The sequence below is a fragment of the Actinoplanes oblitus genome (assembly GCF_030252345.1).
Classification (GTDB): domain Bacteria; phylum Actinomycetota; class Actinomycetes; order Mycobacteriales; family Micromonosporaceae; genus Actinoplanes; species Actinoplanes oblitus.
The window spans coordinates 717,077-742,596 of sequence record NZ_CP126980.1 but is presented as its reverse complement, the minus strand read 5'-3'; the positions used below and the strand labels follow the sequence as shown (position 1 = coordinate 742,596).

General features: G+C 73.0%; 24 protein-coding genes and 1 riboswitch. Of the genes, 8 read left to right on the top strand and 16 right to left on the bottom strand.

Going from position 1 to position 25,520, the window contains the following annotated elements:
• Positions 1–30: 30 nt before the first annotated feature.
• From rimI to Actob_RS03390, 8 genes are all read right to left on the bottom strand, one after another.
• Entirely contained in the window at positions 31–468 is a 438-nt protein-coding gene (gene rimI, locus Actob_RS03425) for a ribosomal protein S18-alanine N-acetyltransferase (RefSeq protein ID WP_284918553.1), read from the bottom strand.
• Complete coding sequence (tsaB, locus tag Actob_RS03420) at positions 465–1,121, bottom strand: tRNA (adenosine(37)-N6)-threonylcarbamoyltransferase complex dimerization subunit type 1 TsaB (RefSeq protein WP_284918551.1); 657 nt, start codon at positions 1,119–1,121, stop codon at positions 465–467. Before tsaB ends, rimI begins: the two co-directional genes overlap by 4 nt.
• Before the next feature lie 359 nt (positions 1,122–1,480).
• Positions 1,481–2,164, bottom strand: a complete 684-nt coding sequence (gene ung, locus Actob_RS03415) for a uracil-DNA glycosylase (protein ID WP_284918549.1) — start codon at positions 2,162–2,164, stop codon at positions 1,481–1,483.
• Positions 2,161–2,610 (bottom strand): tRNA (adenosine(37)-N6)-threonylcarbamoyltransferase complex ATPase subunit type 1 TsaE, encoded by a 450-nt coding sequence (tsaE, locus tag Actob_RS03410; RefSeq protein ID WP_284918548.1) that lies wholly within the window; start codon positions 2,608–2,610, stop codon positions 2,161–2,163. Before tsaE ends, ung begins: the two co-directional genes overlap by 4 nt.
• Positions 2,607–3,761: an alpha/beta fold hydrolase gene (locus tag Actob_RS03405; protein WP_284918547.1), complete on the bottom strand. Its 1,155-nt coding sequence runs from the start codon at positions 3,759–3,761 to the stop codon at positions 2,607–2,609. Before Actob_RS03405 ends, tsaE begins: the two co-directional genes overlap by 4 nt.
• 175 nt (positions 3,762–3,936) lie before the next feature.
• Positions 3,937–5,055, bottom strand: a complete 1,119-nt coding sequence (gene alr, locus Actob_RS03400) for an alanine racemase (RefSeq protein WP_284918546.1) — start codon at positions 5,053–5,055, stop codon at positions 3,937–3,939.
• 59 nt (positions 5,056–5,114) lie between these two features.
• Positions 5,115–6,566: an NAD(P)H-hydrate dehydratase gene (locus Actob_RS03395; RefSeq protein WP_284918545.1), complete on the bottom strand. Its 1,452-nt coding sequence runs from the start codon at positions 6,564–6,566 to the stop codon at positions 5,115–5,117.
• Positions 6,567–6,611: 45 nt separating this feature from the next.
• Positions 6,612–6,980 (bottom strand): holo-ACP synthase, encoded by a 369-nt coding sequence (locus tag Actob_RS03390; protein WP_284918543.1) that lies wholly within the window; start codon positions 6,978–6,980, stop codon positions 6,612–6,614.
• 131 nt (positions 6,981–7,111) lie between these two features.
• On the opposite strand from Actob_RS03390, the gene Actob_RS03385 reads away from it, so the two are divergent.
• Both Actob_RS03385 and Actob_RS03380 read left to right on the top strand, forming a co-directional pair.
• Positions 7,112–7,399, top strand: a complete 288-nt coding sequence (locus tag Actob_RS03385) for a hypothetical protein (protein ID WP_284918542.1) — start codon at positions 7,112–7,114, stop codon at positions 7,397–7,399.
• Positions 7,396–8,877, top strand: a complete 1,482-nt coding sequence (locus Actob_RS03380) for an alpha/beta hydrolase (protein ID WP_284918540.1) — start codon at positions 7,396–7,398, stop codon at positions 8,875–8,877. Before Actob_RS03385 ends, Actob_RS03380 begins: the two co-directional genes overlap by 4 nt.
• 23 nt (positions 8,878–8,900) lie before the next feature.
• On the opposite strand, the gene glmS is transcribed toward Actob_RS03380, so the two are convergent.
• Positions 8,901–10,784 (bottom strand): glutamine--fructose-6-phosphate transaminase (isomerizing), encoded by a 1,884-nt coding sequence (gene glmS / locus Actob_RS03375; protein WP_284918538.1) that lies wholly within the window; start codon positions 10,782–10,784, stop codon positions 8,901–8,903.
• A gap of 166 nt (positions 10,785–10,950) precedes the next feature.
• On the opposite strand from glmS, the gene Actob_RS03370 reads away from it, so the two are divergent.
• On the top strand, positions 10,951–11,670 hold the full coding sequence (locus tag Actob_RS03370; protein ID WP_284918537.1) for an MmpS family transport accessory protein: 720 nt from the start codon (positions 10,951–10,953) through the stop codon (positions 11,668–11,670).
• Between the two features lie 67 nt (positions 11,671–11,737).
• Positions 11,738–12,877, top strand: a complete 1,140-nt coding sequence (locus Actob_RS03365) for a pyridoxal phosphate-dependent aminotransferase (RefSeq protein ID WP_284922222.1) — start codon at positions 11,738–11,740, stop codon at positions 12,875–12,877.
• Between the two features lie 64 nt (positions 12,878–12,941).
• On the opposite strand, the gene glmM is transcribed toward Actob_RS03365, so the two are convergent.
• From glmM to rplM, 3 genes are all read right to left on the bottom strand, one after another.
• Positions 12,942–14,297: a phosphoglucosamine mutase gene (gene glmM, locus Actob_RS03360; RefSeq protein WP_284918536.1), complete on the bottom strand. Its 1,356-nt coding sequence runs from the start codon at positions 14,295–14,297 to the stop codon at positions 12,942–12,944.
• Positions 14,298–14,483: 186 nt separating this feature from the next.
• A complete protein-coding gene (rpsI, locus tag Actob_RS03355) occupies positions 14,484–14,999 on the bottom strand; it encodes a 30S ribosomal protein S9 (protein ID WP_284918535.1) in 516 nt (171 codons plus the stop codon).
• Positions 15,000–15,019: 20 nt separating this feature from the next.
• Positions 15,020–15,463: a 50S ribosomal protein L13 gene (gene rplM, locus Actob_RS03350; protein ID WP_109598659.1), complete on the bottom strand. Its 444-nt coding sequence runs from the start codon at positions 15,461–15,463 to the stop codon at positions 15,020–15,022.
• Positions 15,464–16,184: 721 nt separating this feature from the next.
• Between rplM and Actob_RS03345 the strand changes: the two genes are divergently transcribed.
• Entirely contained in the window at positions 16,185–17,309 is a 1,125-nt protein-coding gene (locus Actob_RS03345) for a uroporphyrinogen-III synthase (RefSeq protein ID WP_284918533.1), read from the top strand.
• Positions 17,310–17,947: 638 nt separating this feature from the next.
• Here the strand turns inward: Actob_RS03345 and Actob_RS03340 are convergent.
• From Actob_RS03340 to Actob_RS03325, 4 genes are read right to left on the bottom strand one after another with little or no spacing between them, the layout of a single operon-like run.
• Positions 17,948–18,562 carry a GTP-binding protein gene (locus Actob_RS03340; RefSeq protein WP_284918532.1) on the bottom strand — a complete coding sequence of 205 codons (615 nt, stop codon included), beginning with the start codon at positions 18,560–18,562 and terminating at the stop codon, positions 17,948–17,950.
• Complete coding sequence (locus Actob_RS03335; RefSeq protein WP_284918531.1) at positions 18,543–18,905, bottom strand: DUF742 domain-containing protein; 363 nt, start codon at positions 18,903–18,905, stop codon at positions 18,543–18,545. The genes Actob_RS03340 and Actob_RS03335 overlap by 20 nt, the downstream gene beginning before the upstream one ends.
• A 44-nt stretch (positions 18,906–18,949) precedes the next feature.
• Positions 18,950–19,354 carry a roadblock/LC7 domain-containing protein gene (locus Actob_RS03330; RefSeq protein WP_284918530.1) on the bottom strand — a complete coding sequence of 135 codons (405 nt, stop codon included), beginning with the start codon at positions 19,352–19,354 and terminating at the stop codon, positions 18,950–18,952.
• Positions 19,351–22,200, bottom strand: a complete 2,850-nt coding sequence (locus Actob_RS03325; protein ID WP_284918529.1) for a sensor histidine kinase — start codon at positions 22,198–22,200, stop codon at positions 19,351–19,353. Before Actob_RS03325 ends, Actob_RS03330 begins: the two co-directional genes overlap by 4 nt.
• Before the next feature lie 543 nt (positions 22,201–22,743).
• Here Actob_RS03325 and Actob_RS03320 point away from each other — a divergent pair.
• The 3 genes from Actob_RS03320 to Actob_RS03310 all read left to right on the top strand — a co-directional run bounded on the left by Actob_RS03320 (position 22,744) and on the right by Actob_RS03310 (position 25,483).
• Entirely contained in the window at positions 22,744–24,156 is a 1,413-nt protein-coding gene (locus Actob_RS03320; RefSeq protein WP_284918528.1) for a hypothetical protein, read from the top strand.
• 115 nt (positions 24,157–24,271) lie between these two features.
• Positions 24,272–24,700, top strand: coding sequence for a ribonuclease domain-containing protein (locus Actob_RS03315; protein ID WP_284918527.1), 429 nt, complete (start codon positions 24,272–24,274; stop codon positions 24,698–24,700).
• A gap of 254 nt (positions 24,701–24,954) precedes the next feature.
• A riboswitch (cyclic di-GMP riboswitch) is annotated at positions 24,955–25,029 on the top strand.
• A 19-nt stretch (positions 25,030–25,048) separates the two neighbouring features.
• Complete coding sequence (locus Actob_RS03310; protein WP_284918525.1) at positions 25,049–25,483, top strand: hypothetical protein; 435 nt, start codon at positions 25,049–25,051, stop codon at positions 25,481–25,483.
• Positions 25,484–25,520: the final 37 nt, after the last annotated feature.

The window sequence follows — 25,520 nt, the reverse complement described above, 5'->3', positions numbered from 1 at the left end:
GTGGCCTCGGACCCGAGAACCAGGAACCGGTCACGCATCTCGCATCATCACCAGGGCGTCGGTGTTGCTGGGTTGGTAGTAACCACGCCGGATGCCGACCGGCTCGAAATCGTAGGTGGCGTAAAGCTTCTGCGCCGGATGATTGTCGACCGCCACCTCCAGCAGCATCCGCCCCACCCGGTTCTTCTCCGCCTCAGCCAGCAGATTCTCCAGCAGGGCCCGGCCGATCCCGAGTCGCTGCGCGTCCCGCCGCACCGCGATGTTCTGCACCCAGGACTCCTCCGCGTCCACGATGGAGAGCCCGGCATAGCCGACCACCTCGTCGTTCTCCAGGGCGACGACGTAGTGGTTGCGCTGCGCCAGCTCGTTCCAGAACATCGCGGCCGACCACTTCTCCGCCCCGAACAGGTCCTCCTCCAGCGGCAGCACCTCGTCGATGTGCCACCAGCGGAACCGCTCGATCCTCACGTCAGCACCGGCTTGCGGCCGGCCGGCTCGACGGCGTCGGGCCGGCGCAGGTAGAGCGGCGTCAGGATCTCACCGGGCGCCCCGGCCCGGACCCGGTCGGCGGCGATCGCCACCAGCGCGGCGCCGGGCGGATAAAGCAGGTGCTCCTCCACCGGCACGCCGAAGATGTCGCCATACTTCAGCGCACCCTCGCCGGCCGCTCTGTCGGCGTGCACCTCGACATCGGCCGGCTTCGCGACATCAGGACCGATTTCCCGTACGCCGTCCGCATACGTCGCGTGATACACCTCGCGCCGCCGCGCGTCCGTGGCGATCAGCACCCGCCCCGGGCCGGCCGCGCGCCCGAGCGCGTCCAGCGAGCACACGCCGTAGGTCGGGATGCCCAGCGCCTGGCCCATGCTCGCGGCGGTGGCCAACCCGACCCGCAGGCCGGTGAACGGTCCGGGGCCCAGGCCGGCCACGATCGCCGTCAGATCGCGGGGCCGGAACCCGCCCTCGGCGAGCACCGCCGCGATCTCCGGCGCCAGCTTCTCGCCGTGCGCGCGGGGATCGACGGTACGGCTCTCCGCCACCCCGAACAGACCGTCGGCGGTCACCTCGACGAGCGCCGCCGTCGAAGCGGGCGTGGCGGTGTCCAGAGCAAGAACAAGCACGCCTGAAACCTTAGCCTCCGCCCGGCGACCCCCACCCGGACCTCGCCCGCTCCCGCGAGCCCGCGCTCCGGAGCAGCCGCCACCGTTTTTCCCGGGCCCCGCGCCACCGCCGTGCCGGGGCCCGCGCCACCGCCGTTTCCGGCCCGCACCACCGCCGTGCCGGGCCCGCACCACCGCCGTGCCGGGCCCGCGCCACCGCGTTTCCGGCTCACGCCGTCGCGGTGCCGGGCCCGCTCCACCGCTTTTCCGGCCCGCGCCACCGCCGTGTCGGGCCCGCGCCGCCGCCGTCCCCGGCCCGCGCCACCGCCGGTCCCGATGGTCCGCGCGGCCACGCGCGAACCCGGGCTCGCGAGCGCCCGCTAGGCAGCCGGCCGCGGGTCCCAGTTGATGACCGGGCGGCCGCCGTCCGCGAGGGCCTTGTTGGCCGCGCTGAACGGCCGCGAGCCGAGGAACCCGGCCGGGTTCATCGGGCTCGGGTGACCGGCCTCCAGCACCGCGTGCACCGGGTTGGTGATCAGGCCGGCCTTCTTCTTCGCGTAGTTGCCCCAGAGCATGAAGACGATCCGCTCGGTCCGCTCGTTCAGCGCGCGGATGGTCGCGTCGGTGAACGTCTCCCAGCCCTTGTTGGCGTGCGAGGCGGCCTTGCCGGCGCGGACCGTGAGCACCGCGTTGAGCAGCAGCACGCCCTGCTCGGCCCAGCCGGTCAGGTTGCCGCTCTTGGGCGGGGCGATGTTGACGTCCTCGGCCAGCTCCTTGAAGACGTTACGCAGCGACGGCGGCACCCGGACGCCGTCGCGCACGCTGAAGCTCAGCCCATGCGCCTGGCCGGCGCCGTGGTAGGGATCCTGGCCCAGGATCAGCACCCGGGTCTGCTCCGGCAGGCACAGCCGGTACGCCGAGAACAGGTCCTCCACCGGCGGGTAGACGGTGTGCTCGGCGTACTCCGCGGCGACGAACTCGCCGAGCGCGGCGGTCGCCTTCTCGTCCAGGAAGGGGGCCAGCTCGGCGCGCCACTGCGGGGGGAGCAGCTCGGTCAGGTTCACATTCTCTCCAGTCGTCGGGCCCAGTCGCCGCCGTGCGGGACCAGTTCGATCACTCGGGTGTCGTCGTCCAGCCGGTCGATGCGGACCAGCAGGTACTCCTCGTTCAGCTGCTCGACCAGCCCGGCGCCCCACTCCACCACGGTGACCGCCTCGTCGGCGGCGGCGTCCAGGTCCAGGTCGTCGATCTCGGCACGCGGGTCGGGCCGGTCGCCCAGCCGGTACGCGTCGGCGTGCACCAGCGGCACCGGCCCCCGATGCACCCGGGCGATCACGAAGGTGGGCGAGGTGATCGGCCCCCGCACCCCCAGCCCGGCGCCGATACCCTGCACCAGCGCGGTCTTGCCGGCCCCCAGCGGGCCGGTGAGCAGCACCAGGTCACCCGGCCGCAGCACGGCGGCGAGCCGGCGGCCGAAGGCCTTGGTCTCCTCGACGGTGGTCAGCTTCACGAGATCTTCTCCAGGAATGGGATGAGGGCCGCGTTCACCTCGTCGGCCTTCTCCAGCATCACCACGTGCCCGCTGTTCTCCACCTTGAGCAGCTCGGCCTGGGGCAACTGCTGGATGATCTGCTCGGAGTGGGTCACCGGGGTCAGATAGTCCCGGTCCCCCACGACCACCAGCACCGGCACCCCGCGCAGCGCGGTGAGCGCCGGCAGGCGGCTGTGCCGGTAGAGCGTGTTGAGGTACTTGGTGAGCGTCTCCACCGAGGTCTTCGAATTCATGCTCTCCACGAAGGTGACCAGCGACGGGCTGGGTTTCGCGTCGCCGAAGCCGTAGCGCCGGGTGAGCAGCCAGGCCAGGTCGGAGGAGGCCACCCGGGCCCGGTCGATGGTGCCGCCGCCCAGCTTGGCCGCCTTGTCCCAGAGCGGGAAGAACGGCGCGCTGACCCGGGCCACCACGTTCGTCACGCCGAGGGTGGCCTTGTCGAACAGGCCGGCCGAGGTGGACATCAGCACCACGCCGGTGACCCGGTTGCCGAACCACTCCTTGAACTGCTCGGCGAACGCCATGATCGTCATGCCGCCCATCGAGTGCCCGACCAGGATGATGTGGCCCTCCGGCACTGTCGCGTCGAGCACCGCGGCCAGCGACCTGCCGAGCGCGGCGATGTCATAGGTCCCGGACTGCAGTTTGGAGGACCGGCCGTGGCCGGGCTGGTCGTAGAAGACCAGCCGGTGCTCGCCGAGCTCGGCCAGCGCCTTGCGCTGGAAGTAGAACGTGCCCATGTCCAGCGCGAAGCCGTGCACGAAGACGATCGTCGGTTTGCCGCTCGCGCCGACCGGCGCCGCGCTGCCGGACTGCTTCCGGCCCAGCCACCGCCTGGACGCCGGCGGTGCGGGGGACGCCTCCGGTGCTGGCCGCACCCGCGGATTGACGATCTCGACGTGCAGGTCGGTGCCGTCCGCGGCGGTGACGGTCAGCTCCTCGTCGAACGGCTGGTCGCCGAACGGCTCGTCGACGTAGGGGTCACCGGGCTTGTTGACCGAGCGGCGCACCAGGACCCGCTCGACGGCGAACGCGGTGGCCAGCCCGGCCGCCGCCACACCGACCACGGCACCGGCGATGCCGGCCCGCTTGGCAGCGCGGGACGGACTCATGCCGTCCCTCCCACCGAGAACCGGCCCATCAGCCCGGGTCGGCCCAGGACCGGCCGACGAACCCGCTCACCCCGCCGCCCCGGCGCGCACCGGCCCACGAGCCGGCTCCGGCCCAGGACCGGCCGACGAACCCGCTCACCCCGCCGCCCCGGCGCGGACCGGCCCACGAGCCCGCTCACGCGACCTCCCCGGTGTAGACCCGCGGCACCCGGCTGCTGCCGAACCGCGTGACGATCTCGTAGTTGATGGTGCCGGTGGCGGCCGCCCAGTCGTCGGCGGTCGGCGCGCCGTCGTCGCCCGGGCCGAACAGGGTGGCCACGTCGCCGGGGGCCACCGGGGCGTCGCCGACGTCGACCACCACCTGGTCCATGCAGACCCGGCCGGCGATCCGGGCGGTGGTGCCGCCGATCCGCACCGGGCCGGCGCTGGACGCGTGCCGGGGCACGCCGTCCCCGTAGCCCAGCGGAACCACGGCGAGCGTGGTCTCGGCCGCGGTGTGGTACGTCAACCCGTACGAAACGCCCTGCCCCGCCGGCACCCGTTTGGTCATGGTGACCCGGGCCCGGGCGGTCATCGCCGGCCGCAGGCCGAAGCCCTCCCCGGCGATCGGGGAGAGGCCATAGGCCGCGATCCCCACCCGGACCAGGTCGAAGTGCGCGTCCGGCCGGGTCAGGGTAGCCGCCGAATTGGCGATGTGCCGATATCTCGGGGCCAGCCCGAACTGCCCGGCCAGGGCGAGACCGTCGGTGAACGCGGCGAGCTGCCGGTCGACCGACTCGTGGCCCGGCTCGTCGGCGCAGGCGAAGTGGCTCCACACGCCGACGATCTCGGCGTCCCCGCCGGCCTGGGCCTTGGCCGCCGCCTCGAACAACGCCGGCCACTCGGCCGGCACCGCGCCGCCCCGGGACAGCCCGGTGTCCAGCTTGAGGTGCACCCGGGCCGGCTGCCCGGCCCGCCGCGCGGCGGTGACCAGCTCGTCGAGCAGGGCCGGGGTGGCCGCGCTGAGGTCGACACCTGCCGCGATGGCCTCGTGCAGCGGGAGACTGGGAGCGATCAGCCAGGCCAGCACCCGCGCGCCGATCCCGGCCCGGCGCAGCTCCAGTGCCTCGTCGAGGGTGGCGACGCCGAGCCAGGTCGCGCCGCCGGCCACCGCGGCCCGGGCGGACGGGACCATGCCGTGCCCATACCCGTCCGCCTTGACCGCGACCAGCACCTCGGCCGAGGTGCCGGCACGCAGGGTCGCGACATTGTCCCGGATGGCGTCGAGATCGACGCGGACTTCGGCCTGCCACATGCCATCCACCCTACTGAGGGGTATGACAGTTTCCGCCGGACCGGGTGTCCAGCAGGTGATCAGCCCAGCAGATCGGCCAGCACCGGGCGCACCGCGGCGGCCACGTCCGGCGCCGTCACCGGCCCGTCCAGCGCGGCCCGGCGGCCGGCCAGACCGTGCACGTACGCCGCCGCCACCGCCGCCCGGACCGGCGGCAACCCGGCCGCCAGCAGCGAGCCGAGCAGCCCGGCGAGCACGTCGCCGCTGCCCGCGGTGGCCAGCGCCGCGGTTCCGGTGGGGTTCGCCCAGATCTCGCCGCCCGGCGTCGCCACGATCGTCCGGTCGCCCTTGAGCAGCACCACCGCGTTGGTCCAGGCGGCCAGCTTGGCGGCCGCGGCCATCCGGTCGGCGCCCGGCGCCTCGCCGGCCAGCCGCTTGAACTCACCGTCGTGTGGGGTCAGCACCAGCGGCGCGTCCCGGCGCAGGTCCTCGGCGTGCTGGCCGCCGACCAGCATGGTGATCGCGTCGGCGTCCAGCAGCACCGGCAGCGAGGTGGCCAGCACGCTGCGCAGCTCGGTACGCGCCTGGTCCTCGGTGCCCAGCCCGGAGCCGCAGACCCAGGCCTGCACCCGGCCGGCGTCGGCCACCCGGGGCGCGGCCACCACCGACGGGTGGGCGCGGACCACCTCGCGGTGGGCGCTGCCGGCGTAGCGCACCATGCCGGTCGGGCCGGCCAGCGCGCCGGCGGTGGAGAGCAGGGCCGCGCCCGGGTACTTCGCCGAGCCGGTGGCCAGGCCGACCACGCCGCGGGTGTACTTGTCCGAAGCCACCCCGGGTGTCGGCCACCAGGCCGCGATGTCGGCGGCCTCGGCCACCCGCACCGCCGGGTCGGTGACCAGCACCGGGCCGAGCCCGATGTCGACCAGCTCGATCTGCCCGCAGCGGGGCGCGGCCGGGCCGATCACGTGCGCCGGCTTGAGGCAGCCGAAGGTCACCGTGACGTCGGCGGTCACCGCCTCGCCCGGCACGTCGCCGGTGTCCACCCGCACGCCGCTGGGCACGTCGACGGCCACCACGACGGCCCGTTCACCGGTCCGCCCGCGCAAGTCGCCCAGGCAGTGCACGAGCGCCGCGGCCGGCGGGCGCAGGCCACCGGACGCGCCGATCCCGACGATCCCGTCCAGCACCAGGTCGGCCCGGGTGGGCAGGTCGGTGGTGGTGAACCCGCCGGCCCGGCGCAGCGCCGTGAGCCCGGCCAGGTGCACCCGTTCCGGGGTGAGCAGCAGGGCCCGCACCTGGGCGCCGCGGGCGGCCAGCGCGGCACCGGCGTAGAGCGCGTCCCCGCCGTTGTCCCCGCTGCCGACCAGCAGCAGCACCCGCGCCCCGTAGACCCCGCCAGTGTCGCCGAGCAGCAACGCGCAGCGCCGGGCCAGGCCGGCCGCCGCCCGCTGCATCAGGGCGCCCTCCGGCAGCGTCGCCATCAGCGTCTTCTCCGCCGCCCGTACGTCGGCGACCCGCCATGCCTGCCGCATCTCTCCCCCTCCGGCGCCCGGCCCGCGCGAACCCGGGCCAGCACCTCACTGCTCGGCGACCACCATCGCGGACGCGATCCCGCCGTCGTGCGACAGCGACAGGTGCCATCGATTGATCCCGCGCTCGGACGCGGCGGCGGCGACCGTACCGGAAACGGTCAACCACGGCCGTCCGTCCGGATCGGTGACGATCTCGCAGTCGTGCCAGCGCAGCCCGGCCGGTGCGCCGAGCGCCTTGGCCACCGCCTCCTTCGCGGCGAACCGGGCGGCCAGCGACTCGGGCGACCGCGGGTTGCCCGACCCGGTCAGGCGCTCGGCCTCGGTGAACAGCCGGTCCCCGAGCAGCGGGGTCCGGTCCAGCGCACGGGCGAAGCGGTCCACCAGGACGACGTCGATGCCGACAGAAACGATCACAACGGACACCCTAGCCGCCGCTCCGGCGCCTGTGGACAGGCTGCGCGGCGTTGTCCACAGGCCGGTCACGTGCCTCCCGGAATCGGCCTACCGTGGCGCATCCGTCCCCCGGAGCCCAGGAGGTTGCCGCCATGAATCCCGATCTCGACGTGACCACCGAGGAGTTGCGGCGCGCCGTCTCCGCCGTCTTCGGGACGGCGTCCCGGGTGCGGGCGGCGGCGGCTTCGGCCCCGCCACCCGTGCCCGGCCCACGCTGGGCGGCGTCCGACGCCGCCGACTCGGCAGCTGACGCGGCCGGGCGGCGATTGCTCACGGCCGGCTCGGATCTCACCGCCGCGGGCCGGCGGATCGAGACGACGATCGCGGCGTACGAGGAAGCCGACCACCGTGCCGCCACCCGCCTGCGGACCGTGCGATGACCGTCGCCGTCCGGGTCACCTACACCCGCCTGCGCGCCACCGACCCGGCCCGCTGGTCCGCCACCGCGCTCGCCTGGCGGCACTGGGCCGCGCTGATCGGCGTGCTCTGCGGCGAGTTCGGCCCGCTGCTCGCCAGGGTGCGGGCGGCCTGGTCGGGTGCGGCCGCCGACGCCGCGGCCGCCCGGCTCGGGGCACTCCGCCGGCGACTGGTCCTGCTCCGGCTGCTCTGCTGGCGGGCCGACCAGGCGCTCAGCGAGTTCGCCGCGGCGCTGACCCGGGCCAGGGCGCTGCTCGACCGGGCGCGGGCCACCGCACACGCCACCGGCCTCACCATCGACGACGCCGGCCGGGTCGCACCCGGACCGGCGGCGGCCGAGCTGGCCACGGCGCTGCGGGTGGCCGGCGACGCCGACGAGAGCGCCGCGGCCCGGCTGGCCGAGCTTGCCGTCGCCCCGGCCGCGCCCACCGGCTCGGCCCGCCCGGACTGCACCGCGACGCCCGCTCAGGTGGCGCGCTGGTGGGCCGGGCTCTCCCCGGCCGAGCGGATGTGGCTGCTGGCCGCCGAGCCGGGTGCGGTCGCCGGGCTGGACGGGGTGCCGGTCGCCGACCGGGACCTGGCCAACCGGCTGCTGCTCGCCGACCGGCGCGACCGGCTGCGGCACACCGCTGGCACCCCGGACGCGGCGAAGTTGCGTGGCCTGGACCGGCTGGCCGGCCGGTTGGAGGACGAGCGCGGGCCCCGGGCGTACCTCATCGGGTTGGATGTCGCCGGCGACGGCCGGGCGATCGTCGCTCTCGGCGACCCGGACCACGCGGCGAACGTGTTGACTCACGTGCCGGGCATGACCGCCGACCTGGCCGGCCTCGGCGGCGAGCTGACCCGGGCCGAGCGGGTCGCGGCCCGGGCCGGCGAGCTGGGGCCGGAGGCGGCGACCAGCTCGGTGCTGTGGCTGGGCTACGACGCGCCGGACTTCCTGCACGAGGCCTGGTCGGCCGGGCAGGCCGAGAGCGGGGCCACCGGGCTGCGGCGTTTCCAGGAGGGTCTGCGGGCCACCCACGACGGGCCGGCGGCGCGGCAGACGGTTCTCGGGCACAGCTACGGGTCGCTGGTGGTGGGCAAGGCGGCGACCGGGGCGCTGGACGCCGACCGGGTGATCTTCGTGGGCTCGCCGGGCGTCGGCGTCGACTCGGCGGCACAGCTGCGGCTGCCGGCCGACCGGGTCTTCGCCTCCACCTCGATCAGCGATCCGATCCAGTACGGCGCGGTCTCGCTCGACACGGCCGCTCGCCACCTGGTGCCCGGGCTGCCGGTCACCGGTCCGGCCGACCGGCTGTGGTTCGGGCACAACCCCGCCGACCCGGAGTTCGGCGCGCGGGTCTTCGGCAGCCAGTGGAACGGCGGCCACCTGGGTTATTGGGAGCCGGGCAAGCCGGCCCTGGACGCCCTCGCCCGGATCACGCTGGGCGGGACGCCATGAGGGCCGGCTGCCTGTCGTCGCTCTTACTCGACGGTGACCGACTTGGCCAGGTTCCGCGGCTGGTCCACGTCGTTGCCCCGGGCCGCGGCGATCTCGCAGGCCAGGATCTGCAGCGGCACGGTGGTCATCAGCGGGGCCAGCAGGGTCGGCGTCGGCGGCACGGTGATCAGGTGGTCGGCGAAGGCGGCGACGCTGTCGTCACCCTCCTCGGCGATCACGATGGTCCGGGCGCCACGGGCGCGGACCTCCTGGATGTTGGAGACCACCTTGTCGCGCATCACGCCGCGGCCGGCCGGCGACGGCACGATGCAGACCACCGGGGTGCCCTGGTCGATCAGCGAGATCGGGCCGTGCTTGAGCTCGCCGGCCGCGAAGCCCTCGGCGTGCATGTAGGCGAGCTCCTTGAGCTTGAGCGCGCCCTCCAGGGCCACCGGGAACCCGACGTGCCGGCCGATGAACAGCAGCGTCGACGCGGTCCGCAGGTCGCGGGCCAGCGCCCGGACGTCCTCCATGCCGTCCAGCAGGGTGCGCAGGCTGTCCGGGGTGGCCTGGAGCTTCTCGACCACGGCGGCGACCTCGTCGGCGTACATCACGCCGCGGATCTGGGCCAGGTGCAGGCCGATCAGGTAACAGGCGACCAGCTGGGTGAGGAACGCCTTGGTGGAGGCGACAGCGATCTCCGGGCCACCGTGGGTGTAAAGGACCGCATCCGACTCACGCGGGATGGTGGAGCCGTTGGTGTTGCAGATGGCCAGCACCCGGGCCTTCTGCTCCTTGGCGTGCCGGAGCGCCATCAGGGTGTCCATGGTCTCGCCGGACTGGCTGATCACGATCACCAGGGTGGAGCGGTCCAGGATCGGGTCGCGGTACCGGAACTCGCTGGCCAGCTCCACTTCGCAGGGGATCCGCACCCAGTGCTCGATGGCGTACTTGGCGACCATCCCGGCGTGGTACGACGTGCCGCAGGCCACGATGAACACCTTGTCCACGTCCCGCAGGTCCTGGTCGGTGAGCCGCACCTCGTCGAGGATGATCTCGCCGCGGTCACTGAGCCGGCCGAGCAGCGTGTCCGCGATGGCCTGCGGCTGCTCGGCGATCTCCTTGAGCATGAAGTACTCGTAGCCGCCCTTCTCCGCGGCGGACAGGTCCCAGTCGACGTGGAACTCCTGCCCGGTCGCCGGGGCGCCGTCGAAGTCGGTGATCTCGATGCCCGCCGGCGTGATCAGGACGACCTGGTCCTGTCCCAGCTCGATCGCTTCCCGGGTGTGCTCGATGAACGCCGAGACGTCGCTGGCCAGGAAGTTCTCCCCGTTGCCGCGGCCCACCACGAGCGGCGAGTTGCGCCGCGCGGCGACCACCGCGTCCGGCACGTCGACGTCGACGGCGAGCAGGGTGAACGCACCCTCCAGGCGGCGCACGACGCGCCGCATGCCCTCGGCCAGCAGCGCCGGACCGGCCAGCTCGCCGGACTCGCGCAGCCCACGGATCTCGGCGGCGAGCAGGTGCGCCGCGCACTCGGTGTCGGTGTCGCTGTGGAACTCGACGCCGTCGGCCTCCAGCTCGGCACGCAGCCGGGCGAAGTTCTCGATGATGCCGTTGTGGATGACGGCGACCCGGCCGTCGGCGGAGAGGTGCGGGTGGGCGTTGCGGTCGGTCGGCCCGCCGTGGGTCGCCCACCGGGTGTGCCCGATCGCGGTGCTGCCCGTGGCGATCCCGTCGGCGGGACGCTCGGCCAGTGCCTTCTCCAGGTTGGCCAGCTTGCCGGCCCGCTTCTCGGTGCGAACCACGTCATTGTCGATGACGGCGACGCCCGCGGAGTCGTACCCGCGATACTCCAGCCGCCGAAGACCATCGAGAACGATGCTCAGGGCCGGACGATTGCCTACGTAACCCACGATCCCACACATGCCGGGCAGCGTAGCGGACTTTCGCTCAAACGTCATGCGCGAGAAGCACCGTTACGAGCATGGTACGTGATCGGAAACATAAACCTGCTGGCGGGCCGCCCGCCGGCCGCTGCCACCGGCGTGCGCCTTTGGCGTACCGTCGGCAATCGGCCACCGGGAGGGGAAGATGAGCGATTACCGCGAGCAGCCGCGGTCGCCGGAGTTCACTGCGGGACACGCCTCGTTGCCACCCCACGAGTCGTCCCCGGACTACCCGCCCACCTCGGCGTTCCCGCCCGTCGGCCACCCGGGCGACTACTCCCCGCCGGGCTACGCCCCGCTGCCCGCGGGCGACTACCCACCGCCGGGCTACCCGCCGCCGCCGGGTTACGCCCCGCCCGGTTACGCCGCGCCGCCACCGCCGCGGCGCAGCAACGTCCCGCTGATCGCCCTGGTGCTGGCCGTCACCCTGCTGCTCTGCGGCGGCGTGGTGACCACCGGCGTGCTGCTCGTCCAGCGTGCCACCGACAAGGCGAAAGAGGCCGCCGAGAAACTCCCCGACGCCCTGCCGACGACGTTGCCGACCGCCCTGCCGAGTGACGTGTCGGGGCTCACCGACGGCAAGGAGGTCACCGTCAAGTACGAGGTGACCGGCAGCGGTTCGGCCACGATTCTCTACACCGAGAAGCTCGGCGACCTGCCCAAAACGATCAAACAGACGAAACTCCCGTGGAAACTGTCGCTGACCATGGCGGGCGCGTCGTTCGCCTCGGTGACGGCGATCCGCGAGTCGCTGGAGGACGGCAGCATCAGCTGCCGGGTCACCGTGGACGGCACGACCGCCGCCGAGCACACCGCGTCCGGCCCGGCGGCCACCGCCACCTGCAACAAACTGGTCTTCAACTGACCTGACGAGACCGACCCGAGACCGACCCCCGAGGAGCCCGGTGAGCACGGACCCGCTGGTCGAACGGATGCGCCCGTTCGGGACCACGATCTTCGCCGAGATGTCCGCGCTCGCCCTGCGCACCGGCGCGGTGAACCTCGGGCAGGGCTTCCCGGACACCGACGGGCCGCCCGAGATGCTGGCCGCCGCCGCCGAGGCACTGCGCGGCGGCGCCAACCAATATCCACCGCTGGCCGGCATCCCGGCGCTGCGGCACGCGATCGCGGCCCACGAGCAGCGGTTCTGGGGTCTGACCCGGGATCCGGACGCCGAGGTCGCGGTCACCGCGGGCGCCACCGAGGCGGTCGCGGCGGCCATCCTGGCGCTCTGCGAGCGGGGCGACGAGGTGGTCTGCTTCGAGCCGTACTACGACTCGTACGCGGCCTCGATCACCCTGGCCGGCGCGGTCCGGCGGCCGGTCACGCTGCGCCCCGGCCCGGACGGGCGGTACGCGTTCGACGAGGCCGAGCTGCGCGCCGCGTTCGGGCCGCACACCCGGCTGGTGCTGCTGAACACCCCGCACAACCCGACCGGCAAGGTGTTCACGCCGGCCGAGCTGGCCCTGATCGCCGAGCTGTGCCAGGAGCACGACAGCTACGCGGTCACCGACGAGGTCTACGAGCATCTGGTCTTCGAGGGCACCCACGTACCGCTGGCGGGTCTGCCCGGCATGAGCGAGCGCACGCTGCGCATCTCCTCGGCCGGCAAGACGTTCTCCTGCACCGGGTGGAAGGTCGGCTGGGCCACCGGCCCGGCCCGGCTGGTGTCCGCGCTGCTGCGGGTCAAACAGTTCCTGACCTTCGTGAACGCGGCGCCGCTGCAACCGGCCGTCGCGGTCGCCCTGGGCCTGCCCGACGCGTACTTCACCGGGTTCACGGCCGGGCTGCGGGCCAACCGGGACCGGCTGGTGGCCGGGCTGACCGCGGCCGGATTCGACGTGCTGCACGCCGAGGGGACGTACTTCGTGACCGCCGACATCCGGCCGCTGGGCGGGACCGACGGCGTCGAGTTCTGCCGGGAGCTGCCTGGCCGCGGCGGCGTGGTGGCGGTGCCCACCCAGGTCTTCTACGACCACCGGGAGGCCGGCCGGCACCTGATCCGGTTCGCCTTCTGCAAACGCCCCGAGGTGATCGACGAAGCTGTCGACCACCTCAAGGCGCTCACCTAGCAGACCAGACGACCGGGGCGACCTAGCAGACCAAACGACCGGGACGACCGGCTCGCCGGGACGGTCAGACGACCGGGCTCGCCGCCCGCACCTCGTCAGCGATCCGCGACGCGACGGCGCGCGCCTGCTCCTCGGTCGCGGCCTCGACCATCACCCGGACCAGCGGCTCGGTGCCCGACGGGCGCAGCAGCACCCGGCCGGTCTCGCCGAGCTCCGCCTCGGCCAGCGCCACCGCGGCCTGCACCGTGGGCGCGGCGGCACCGGCCTCCCGGTTGCCGACCTTCACGTTGATCAGCTGCTGGGGCAGCTTGTGCACCACGGCGGCCAGGTCGGCGAGCGACTTGCCGCTCGCCGCGAGCTGCGCCATCAGGTGCAGGCCGGTCAGCACGCCGTCGCCGGTGGTGGCGAAGGCCGGCATCACGATGTGCCCGCTCTGCTCGCCGCCCAGGGCCAGGCCGTTGGCCTGCAGGTGCTCCAGCACGTACCGGTCGCCGACCTTGGTCTCGATCAGCTTGACCCCGGACTGCTTCATCGCGATCCGCAGGCCCAGGTTGCTCATCACCGTCGCGACCAGGGTGTCGTCGGTGAGCGTGCCGGCGTCGCGCATGGCCAGCGCCAGGATCGCCATGATCTGGTCGCCGTCCACCTCCTCGCCGGACGCGGTGACGGCCAGGCAGCGGTCGGCGTCGCCGTCGTGCGCCAGGCCCAGGTCGGCACCGTGCAGCAGGACCGCCTCGCGCACCTTGTCGAGGTGCGTGGAGCCGCACTCCTCGTTGATGTTCAGGCCGTCCGGCTCGGCGTGGATCGCGATCACCTCGGCGCCGGCCTCCCGGTACGCCACCGGCCCGACCTCACTCGCCGCGCCGTTCGCGCAGTCCACCACGACCTTGATGCCCTCCAGCCGGTGCGGGAGCGACTCGATCAGGTGCTTGATGTAGTGCTCGGCGCCGTCCAGCAGGTCGTGCACCCGCCCGATGGCGGCGCCGGTGGGCCGCCCGATCAGGCCGTGCCCGTCCTCGATCGCCTTCTCGATGCGCGCCTCGAGCTCGTCCGGCAGCTTCGTGCCGCCGGCGGCGAACAGCTTGATGCCGTTGTCCGGCATGGGGTTGTGCGACGCCGAGAGCATCACACCCAGGTCGGCGCCGGTCTGCCCCACCAGGTACGCGACCGCGGGCGTCGGCAGCACGCCGACCCGGACCACGTTCGCCCCCGCGCTGGTCAGGCCGGCGACGACGGCAGCCTCCAGCATCTCGCCGCTGGCCCGCGGGTCACGCCCCACGATCGCGAGCGGCTGATGGCTGCTGTCGGTCTCGACCAGAACCCGGGCGGCCGCGACAGCGACCGACAGGGCGAGTTCCGGGGTGAGCAGGTCGCCGTTCGCGAGACCGCGAACGCCGTCGGTGCCGAAGAGTCGCCCCATGGCGGCTTCCTTTCGCCGGTGACACGTGCCCTCAAGCGTGCAACAGCAAACGGCCAGGGCAGGAGTACCGAAACGGCTAGTTGGGGGGAGGGGATGATGCCGGAAAACCACGTGGTGCCGGGAAATACCACGACGGCCGAGCACGCACCCGGAAACCCGGGAGCGCACTCGGCCGTCGGTGAAGAATCAGCGCTTCGAGTACTGCGGCGCCTTACGGGCCTTCTTGAGACCGTACTTCTTGCTCTCCTTGACCCGGGCGTCACGGGTCAGGAAGCCGGCCTTCTTCAGGGCCGGGCGGTCGTCGGGCTCGCTGGAGATCAGCGCCCGGGCGATCGCGAGACGCAGCGCACCGGCCTGGCCGGTGATGCCGCCGCCACGCAGGTTGGCGAAGACGTCGAACTGCTCGGCGCGCTCGACGGTGCCCAGCGGCTCACGGATCAGCTGCTGGTGAACCTTGCTCGGGAAGTACTCCTCGAGGTCACGGCCGTTGCAGGTGATCTTGCCGGTGCCGGGGACGAGGCGCACCCGGACGATGGCCTCCTTGCGGCGGCCAACGGTCTGGACCGGACGGTCGCCCGGACGCGGCGCGCGGACCGCAGCCGGCGCGGGCGTCTCGACGACAACGACCGTCTCAGCGGGCTCCTCGACGGTCTCGACGACAGCCTCGGTCTCGACGGCCTCGGGCTCGATGATGTCGGTCATGCTGCTGCCTTCTCCCGCGCTCACTGCGCGATCTGCTTGATTTCGAACGGCTGCGGCTGCTGAGCGGCGTGCGGGTGCTCGGCGCCCGGGTAGACCTTCAGCTTCTTGATGATCTGCCGCGCGAGCTTGTTGTGCGGGAGCATGCCCTTGACGGCCAGCTCGATCGCCTTCTCGGGGCGCTTGGTCAGCAGCTCCTCGTAACCGACCTGCTTCAGACCACCCGGGTAGCCGGAGTGCCGGTAGGCGACCTTGGTCTGCCGCTTGTTGCCGGTCAGCGCGACCTTGCCGGCGTTGATGATCACCACGAAGTCGCCGGTGTCGACGTGCGGGGCGAACGTCGGCTTGTGCTTGCCGCGCAGAAGGGTCGCGGTGTGGGTAGCCAGGCGGCCCAGAACGACGTCAGAAGCGTCGATAATGTGCCACTGACGCTCGATCTCACCCGGCTTCGGGCTGTACGTACGCACAGAATTACCTTGTCTCGTCGTCGGTCTGGGGGCGCGCGCTGATCATGTCGAACAGGGAGTCGACACGAACTTCAAGCACACCCCAGGGGGAGCGCTCGCAGCTATCGCACAACAGCAGGCAACAATACCCGGCCGCGCGGCGCGTGGTCAAAACAGGCTGCCCCTGGGTGAATGGCCCGAGGCGGGACCTCAAACGGTATCCAGCATACTCGGTGTCTGGAGCAGCCCAGCCGCGGGTTCGACAACTGCTGCCGGACGGCTCTTAGCAGGCTCGAAACAAAAGGGACGCCCGGCCGAAATTCCCCACCGGCACGCTTCCAGACATGCCCAACGGTGCGGAACCCCGGACGACGCGGCTCGGCGATGGCCGGCGCGGTGTGGTCAGGCGCACCATGGAGAGACCACCGTCAGGGTTGAGGACGGACCTGACGGTGTTCACCACCCCGGCTCGCCGGAGTGGTGAGGAGAAGTCGCGGCGTGCCCCGGACGGAGGTACGGCGCGGACCGTAAGCGTGGCATGGGAGCGGGTTCACGCTGAGGACGACGGTCCGCGAGCGTGCCCTTCGGTGGACCGCCCGGCCACGCCGCGACTTCTCGCCCTCGTCCCGCACTCCCCCGGCCACCACGCCCCCGGCCATCGGACCGCCGCCCACCCCGGAGAGTCCGGTACCGGAGCGTCCACCGGCACGGGAGAGTCCACCGGCACCGGGAGCACCCGCTGATGACGGGCCGGATCCCCGGGGCCCGCCGCCCGGTACTGGCGCAGCCGGCCGCGACCCTCTCCGGTTACACCGTCGGCGTCACCGCCGACCGCCGCCGCGACGAGCTGGCCGGCCTGCTGGAGAGCCGCGGCGCCCGCGTCGTGCTGGCCCCCGCGCTGCGCATCGTCCCGATCGCCGACGACGCCGACCTGCGCGCCGCGACCCGCGCCTGCCTCGACACTCCCCCGGACATCGTGCTGGTCAACACCGGCATCGGGATGCGCGGCTGGCTCGAGGCCGCCGAGAGCTGGGGCCTGGCTGAGCCGCTGCGCGACGTGCTCAACCGCGCCTACCTGGTGGCCCGCGGCCCCAAGGCGCAAGCCGCGGTCCGGGCCGCCGGCCTGCGGGACCAGTGGACCCCGGACGGCGAGGGCTCCGCGGAGATCATCGAGCACCTGACCGCCCGCGGCGTCGCCGGCCTCACCGTCGCCCTCCAGCTGCACGGCGAGAGCCAGCCGGAGTACAGCGAGGCGCTGGAGACGGCCGGCGCCCGGGTGATCGAGGTGCCGGTCTACCGCTGGGCGCCACCGGTCGACCCGGCCCCGCTGCACCGCCTGGTGGATCTGATCACCGGCCGGCTCGTCGACGCCGTGACGTTCACCTCGGCCGCGGCGGTCCACGCCCTGCTGCGCGCCGCCGGCCCGGCCACCGACGCGCTGCTCGACGCGTTGCGCACCGAGGTGCTGGCCGCCTGCGTGGGCCCGGTCACCGCCGCGCCGCTGCGCCGCCACGACGTCCCGGTCTCCACCCCGCACCGCGCCCGGCTCAGCGCCCTGGTCCGCACCCTGGTCGAGGAACTCCCCCCACGCGCGGTCACCATCCAGGTCAACGGCCACGCGATCACCCTGCGCGGCCACGCCGCGGTGGTCGACGGCGAACTCCGCCAGCTCGCCCCCGCCCCGATGGCCGTCCTGCGGGCCCTGGCCAACTCACCGGGCCGCGTCCTCTCCCGAGCCGCCCTCCTGCAGGCCCTCCCCCGCCACGCCGACGAGCACGCCGTCGAAATGGCCGTCGCCCGCCTCCGAGCCGCCATCCCCGGCGTCATCCAAACCGTAGTCAGACGCGGCTACCGCATCCCCACCTGAAGCCCATCCCCCTGAAGCCCGCGCCAACCCCAATCAAGATCAACTTCCAGATCAACAGATTGCTGACTCGGACCCGCGCTGATCACTGATCGCCGCTCCCGCCAGGGACCCTTCCAGGCCGGGCAGGACGCTGGCGCGTCCCGAACGCCCGACCTTCCAGGGCGACGCCCGCGGGTGGTCACGACCCGCCAGAACCCGAACCCCTACAACCCGAACCCCCGAACCCCCGTCCCCCGGCTCGCGGCTCGCGGCTCGCGGCTCGCGGCTCGCGGCTCGCGGCTCGCGGCTCGCGGAACTCCACCCCGGCCCGCCCGGCCACTCACGGACAACACGTGCGGGTGACGGGGGTTTCGGTGACCACCCACGAACAGTGAAGAGGGCGGCGATCGCCATGGACGCGCAGCGGCCAGATCGCCGCCCTCGGCCCGCGCGGGAGCATGCGATCCGCACCACAGCGGACCCGCGTAAATGAAGATCTTGAAGTTGATCTTCAGGGTGCCAGCGAATATCGACTACGCGTCGCCGCATCGCCCACACCGTCGATCCACGGATCAGCGGCATCGATCAACGGATCAGCCGCATTGGCTATCAGCCGCAGTGGCTACCGGCCTGCTGGATCGGTTGGCGGCGGCGTTCGATCACCCCACGACCATGCCGCGTTCGTGTTCGGTGACCAGGGTGGCCATGGCGTGCTCGACGACGCCGATCAGTACCGACTTGACCGACTCGCGGTGCCGGGCGTCGCACATCACCAGCGGCACCCGCTCCGGGATGGCGAGCGCCTCGCGCACCTCCTCCGGCTCATAGCGGGGTGCGCCGTCGAAGCAGTTCACCGCCACCAGGTAGGGCAGGTGCCGGTTCTCGAAGTAGTCGAGCGGCGCGAACGCGTCGGTGAGCCGGCGGGTGTCGACCATCACTGCGGCGCCGACGGCACCGCGGATCAGCTCGTCCCACATGAACCAGAAGCGGGTCTGACCGGGCGTGCCGAACAGGTAGAGGATCAGGTCGTCGGCCATGGTGATCCGGCCGAAGTCCATCGCCACCGTGGTGGTGCCCTTCTCCGGGACCTTGGAGGCGTCGTCGATCCCGGCGCCGGCCGCTGTCATCACCGCCTCGGTCGTCAGCGGCTCGATCTCGGAGACCGCACCGACCAGCGTCGTCTTGCCGACGCCGAACCCACCGGCGACGACGATTTTCGCCGAGACGATCTCCGATTGAGGCGCCCCCGCCCGCTCAGAGCTTGCGAAGTCCACTCAAAACCCTTCCCAGCAGGTCCATCCGCTCCGTGAAACCCTTCCGGGGAGCGGCGCTGTGCAACGCGAGCAGTCCCTCGGTGACCATGTCGGCGACGAGCACCCGGGCCACCCCGAGGGGCAACCGGGTGAGCGCCGCCAGCTCGGCCAGCGACAGGGCTTTCGGCTCGCACAGCACGGCGATGCGGTACTTGTCATGTCCGGCAAAACGCGCTTCCTGGACGGCCGCCGCGCTGGCGACCAGGACCGCCTCGATCGGAATGTCCCGGATCGGCTCGGTCCGGCCGCGGGTCACCGCGTACGGCCGCACCAGGTTCCCCCGGGGATCGTGCGGCTCTGTCATGTCGCGGTCACCTCATCTCCGCCGGGGTACGGCAACCCCGGCGCCTAGTGGCTGACGGCCTCGCGTGCCGCCGGCGACAACGCGGCGCCGACGCGCTCCACCAGCAGGGCCATCTCGTAGCCGACCTGACCGACGTCGCAGCTGCGCGCGGCCAGCACGGCCATCGACGAACCGTCGCTGATGGACATCAGGAAAAGATAGCCGCTGTCCATTTCGATGATGGTCTGTTGCACCTTCCCGGCGGTGAACATCCGGGACGCCCCCTCGGTCAGGCTGACCACACCGGAGGTGATGGCGGCCAGCTGGTCCGCCCGGTCCGGTGGCAGATCCCGCGAGCAGGCCAGCAACAACCCGTCGGCGGAGACCGCCACCACGTGCGCGATGCCCGCGATGCTGTCGGCGAAGTTGTTGAGCAGCCAGCCCATGTCCTGCATGGTGGGCCTGATCACTGTTCGCTCTCCTTAGGAACCTGGTCGACGGAGCCGTCGGTCCGCCCGCGCCGCACCCCGCTGGTGTACGCGGCGAGAAGCCCGCGCACGTCGTCGGGGCTGCGACGATGCTGTGCCCGCGGCAGGTCCCGCACCCCGCCCGGCACGAGCTGCGCCTGCGGGATCCGTTTCGGCAGACCGGAGCGGGTGGTGCCGGCGTCCTGGGGTGCGGCAGCGGCCATCGCGCGAGCCCAGCCCTCGTCGGCCGCGCTCCGCCAGCGTTCGTCGTCGTCGGCTGCCGGGCGGGGCCTGGGGACCGCCGATGCCGCCACCGGCTCGGGCGCCGCCGGCTCCGGGGCCACCGGCGGCGGGCCGGCGGGAGCCGCCGAGACGGGCGCCGGGGCGTAACCGGCGGTCGGCATGCCCTGCATCTCCGGTAGCTCCATCTCGGCGTCGAACCAGGTGTGCTGCATCTCCATCCGGATCGGCACCGGCTGGGCCGAGACCGGCGCCGGCTGCGCCGAGACGGGCGGGAACCGCGGCGTGGAGTCCGGCGCCGGCTGCGCCGAGACCGGCGCGAACAGCGGCGTGGAGTCCGGCGCCGGCTGCGCCGAGACCGGCGCGAACAGCGGCGTGGAGTCCGGCGCCGGCTGCGCCGAGACCGGCGCGAACAGCGGCGTGGAGTCCGGCTCCGCGGTGGGCGGCCTGGGCACCCGGGTGGGCAGCGGCGGGCGGTCCGGGGTCGGCCGGAGATCCAGCTCGGCGGGCGGTCCGGGATCGACCGGCGGCGCCCAGCGCGGCGAGACGGGCGCCGGCATCGGCGCGGACCGCACCGGCGCGCGGGTCTCCGGGGCACGGCCGCCGACCGGCTGCGGGGCCGGGCCGGGGCGGGTCCAGCTCGCCGCCCGCCCGGCGGTGCTGGACGGCGCACCGGGCAGCACCACGATGTCGGCCGGCAGGGTCACCTCGGCGACCGTCCCGCCCTCCCGGCTGGGCAGCAGCCGCACCCCGATGCCGTGCCGGGCCGCCAGCCGGGCGATCACCGCGAAGCCCATCAGCCGGAACGCGCTGGCGTCCACCTCGGCCGGCTCGCTCAGCCGCCGGTTGATCTGCTCCAGCTGCTCCGGGGTGATGCCCAGCCCGCGGTCCTCGATCTGCAGCACCGCGTGGTCGCCGGACCGCCGCCCGTGCGCCACCACCACGGTGGTCGGCGGGGAGAACCGGGTGGCGTTGTCGAGCAGCTCGGCGAGCAGCCGGACCACGTCGTTGACCGCCGCGGCGACCACCGAGACGTCGGCGTCCAGGGCGCCGAACTCGATCCGGTGGTAAAGCTCCACCTCGGACTGAGCGGCCCGGAGCGCGTCGATCAGCAGCGCGTCCTCGCGGCGCGGGGCGCCCACGTCGGCGCCGGCCAGTACCAGCAGGTTCTCGTCGTTGCGGCGCATCCGGGTGGCGAGGTGGTCCAGGTCGAAGAGCTTGGCCAGCCGCTTCGGGTCCTCCTCGGTACGCTCGATGTGGTCCAGCTCGCCGATCATCCGGTCGACCAGTGCCTGACTGCGCCGGGCCAGGCTGAGGAACATCGCGGAGACGCTGGTCCGCAGCGCGGCCTGTTCGGCGGCGACCCGGATGGCCTCCCGGTGCACCATGTTGAACGCCTCGGCGACCTGCCCGAACTCGTCCCGGTCGGCGAGCCGGATCGGGTCCCGGGACTGCGCGATGATCTGGTCGACGCCGCCCGCGTCCAGGCTGTCCACGTCCTTCAGCCGGTGCACCGCGTCGGGCAGGTCCCGGTTGGCGACGGCGAGTGCGCCCTCGCGCAACCGGCGGACCGACAGGTGCAGGGTCCGGGCCAGGTAGACGCCGAGCGCGATCGCGGCGAGCAGGACCAGCAGCACCACCACGAACTCGACGGTGGCCCGCTCGGCGGTGCTGTCGCTGTCGTCCCGGGAGACCCGGACGGCGTCCGCCTCCAGCCGGGTGCCGGTGGCCCGGAGCAGGTCGAGAACCTGCTGGTACGCCTCGGTCAGCTCGGTGTCCGAGACCGCCGCCGGCCCGGTCAGCCGGGTGATCAGGCCGTCCGCCCGGGCCACCGCGGCGTTCGCCAGGGTTCCCTCGACCAGGCCGGCCTGCTCGGCGGTGGCGATCTGCCGGAGGTCGTCGAGCGCCTCCTGCCGGGCCGCCTGCGCGCCGATCAGCTGCTGCTGCCAGGTCCCGCTGAGCAGACCGGTCATCCGGACCGTGTACGCGGCCGCCTCCTGGTCGGCGGCGGCCGACTCGATCCGGCTGAACGCGGCCAGCGCGCGCAGCCCGTCGGCGACCACGCCCGGCTCGGCGACCTGGCTGAGCGAATCGTCGTAATCGGACAGTCCCTCGAGGATGCTGCTGTACCGCTGGACCGCGGCGGCCATCGTCAGCTTCTGCCGGGCGGACACGTCGTCACGGGTGCCGGCGAGCGTGTCGAGCCGTTCCTGGATCAGCCCGAGCCGGTCGCGCACCCGGGCCGGCACCTGTCCGGCCTGGTCGCGGTGGGCCCGGAAGGTCTGGACCCGCGCGTCGACAGCGGCGGCCGTCTGCCGGTACGCGTCCGGCGACACGTCCGGCGCGGCCAGGTACGCGGCGGCCGCCATCCGCTCCCGGTGCAGCAGGCGGGCCAGCTCGGAGACGTCGTTGCCGAGCACGGTGAGGTCGGCGACCCGGCCGGCGTCGGTGGCCCGGCCGCGCACGTCCATCAGGCGCACCGAGGCCAGCACCAGCACCGCCGTGATCGGGATGATCAGCAGGAAGGCCAGCTTGGTGCGGATGCCGGCGTCCCGCAGACGGGAGAAAGGACCACGTCGCACAGCCAGGGCCGAGGATCCCGTGCTCACGACATCTCCTTCGCGGACGCCGGCGCGATGCCGTTCGAGGTCTGCGGGCCGGCCCCGTCCGGCGCGCGCAGCAAGGTTCGTGCCGAACTCGGCACGGCGGCGATTTCATCAGAACCCCGACCGGTTTGGGAAGCCTGGATCCTCCCGGAAACCACCCGGCTGTCCGAGTGGCGACCGGACCGGCGACCCGGCTCATACCACCGCAGACGCTTTGACGTGCACGAATGTCTCATGTGCGACTTCCGGCGCGGCCACGGCCACCGAACACCATCATGATTCCAACCACTATGTGAGAGCCCCGTCCCGCTCATTGACCGCATCGCGGCTTCTGAGCAGGGGTCTCACGTTCGCAAGGATCAGCACGACGCGACGGACTCGTTGTCCGTGCCGGACAGTGTCCACTCTGGAGGGTATCTCTCGCAACTCACCGTCGAGTCGTCCCGAAATGACGCAGAGTGACTGATAGCAACCAGACTTTAGGCTGCCTTAAGAAGCCGAGTCCCCACTGGCGGACCGGCCACCGCATTCCGTAACGTGCCCGGCATGGCATTTCGGAGCTGGGTGAAGTTGCTGGCCACCACCGCCACGGCAGCCGTGGTGATCGGAGCCGGCCAACTCGGCATCGCCTACGGACTCGGCATCGTGCGCCTGGACCGCGTTCTCGATGTCACTGCGCGTAACAGCTGGACCGCACAGCTCGCCTGGGTCGCCTGGATCACCACGACCGCCGCCGTGCTCGGCGCGATCGTCGGCACCGGCATGCGCCCGCGCTGGCGCCCCCGCCCGGTCGGCCCCGGCGGCGCCCTGGCCATGGGCATCGCGGCCGGACTCGGCTCGCTGGCCGTGCTGCCACTGACCATGCAGCCGGCCCGGGCCGCGCAGGTCGCCGGGGTGCAGCCGGTCTTCGTGATCGGCGCGGCCGTCGGGCTCGGCGCGGCGGCCGGCATCTTCGCCGCCTGGGCCGCTGCCGCCAAGCCGGCGGCCCGGTGGAGCGCGGCGACGCTGAGCGTGCTGATGTGGGTGGTCGCGCTGGTCTCGATCGTCCCGTCGCTGCTGCCCGGCCGCACCCCGATCGCCATCCGGCTGGGCGTGCTGAACGGCAGCCTGATCCCGCCCGCCGTGGCCGGGCACACCGCCTTCCTGACCATGCCGACCCTGGCCCTGCTCGCCGGCCTGGTGGTCGGCTGGGTGGCGCGCGGGCGCAGGCTGCCCACCCTCGCCGTAGGACTGGCCGGGCTGGCCGGTCCGGCGCTGCTGACCATGGCGTACCTGATCGCCGGCCCGGAAGCGGGCACCACCGGGTTCCGGTCCGACCCGTACTGGGCGGCGATGACCGCGTGCGGCGCCGGCGTGCTCGGTTCGGTGCTGGCCGCTGTCGTCCGCGGCGTGCCGGCCACCTCGTCCTCGCCGGCCACCGAGCCCGGCGAACCGGCCGCCGCACCGCTGCCGAAGCGGGACGTGCCGGTGGAGTCGGCGATCGCGCAGGCCGCCGCGGCCGCCGCGCAGCGTCCCGCGGAGCAGCTGCGGCCGTCCGACACCGGCGTGCTGCCGGCGGTGCCCGGCACCCCGAACAACCCGTTCTCGGCCGGCACCGGCAGCCCGTTCCGGTCCGGCGCGCCGTTCGCCGCCGAGCCGGTCCCGGCCCAGGCCCGCCCCCAGGCGCCCGCGCCGGTCCAGGCCCCGCCGCAGGCGCCGGCGCCCGGCAACCCGCCGCGCTTCTCCGGACAGCAGCCCACCCCGGCCGCCGGCGGGCGAGGCGGCTGGCGGTCCCGGCGCACCACGGCACCGGCCCCGACCCCGCCGCCGCCCGCCGAGCGGTTCGACGGGTTCAACGCCGGCCCGGTCACCGCCTCGCAGGGGCCCGTGGTGGAACCCACCTCGATCAGCGGACCGGGCCGTCGACCGGGATCAGAAACGGACTATGTCGATTGGGTGAGCGGGCTCGGGGGCCAGTAAAACATTCGTTAACTCCGATGAAATGATGCGGCCGGGAGGTACCGCGGGACGGCTCGGACCGAAACGATGACCGGTGTCCGGGCCCCATCCCCTCCGCACGCATCGGAGTTCGAACGTGAACCGTCCCCTGCCCCGCGTCCGCAAGCTGCTAGTCAGCCTGGCCCTGGTCTTCGGCCTGGCCGGCACCGCGCTCGTCGCCCCGGCCGTGGTCGCCCCCACGCACACCTCGGCCGCCCAGGCCGCCGTCTACTCGTCGTGCACGATCAGCCGCTGCTCGGCCGCGCGCACCGCGTACACCGGCTGGCAGTCGCTCGGCTGGCCGACCAGCAAGGGCTGGTACTCCTGGCCGTACGGCAACTACAACTACACCGGCGGCACGTTCCAGAACCGCGAGGGCTACCTGCCGTCGGCCACCTACAACGAATATGACGTGTACTCGCGCGCCCAGGGTGCGTCGCGCGACGCGTACCGGATCGTGGTGAACCGCAGCACCCGGGTCGCCTATTTCACCCCGGATCACTACGTGACCTTCTACAAGCTCTGAACCCGTTTTCCGTACGCCCTGAGCACTCCCGCGGCAGCCGTCCCGAGACGGCTGCCGCGCTGTCCGCCGCACCTGTTCGCCGTCGACGTCCGGTTCCCGGCCGCCTTTCGCAACCGTCGCCTCACCGATAGCACCGGAACTGCCATCAAGGCGACCGAACCGAAAAGGTCAGTCCGGCAAGACTCACGGCTAAGCCTCACCCGGTCCCCACCCCGACCGAATCAACCTGTCGCCAGGGGATGACGAAGTCCGCTCGGCGAGAAGGGCAAACCCGGTGCGAGCCGGGGACGCAAAGCCACAGGACCCACGAGGTCGGCTGGGCTACCACCGGACGAACAGGGGAACGATATGCGCACAATGCTTCAGCTCATCGGTGGCGTCGCGGCCGCGGGTGTGGTCGCGGCCGGAACGACCGCCTTCACCGCCGGCGGTGGTGTCGGCCTGGGCGGCTCGAACGGCGCGACCGCCACCAAGTTCATCGGCGGCACGGCGACCCAGACCGTCACCGGCGCCACCATCAACGCCATCGCCTACACCTGGTCCGACACCGCCAACACCAAGCTCAGCGCCCTCGACCTCACCTTCGCCGACCTGACCGTGCGCAAGGTGCCCACCCTGACCCTGACCGGTTTGACGCCGTCGTCCGGCGGTGCCACCTTCACCTGCACCGCCATCACCGGCACCGGCACCAACACCGACCAGGCGCCGTTCACCTCGAACTGCACGCCCAGCGCGGGAACCTTCGACGGTCAGCTCACCGCCCTGAACGTGACCGTCCCCTGATTCGAGTTTCGCGCGGCGCTAGCGCATCTAGCCTTGA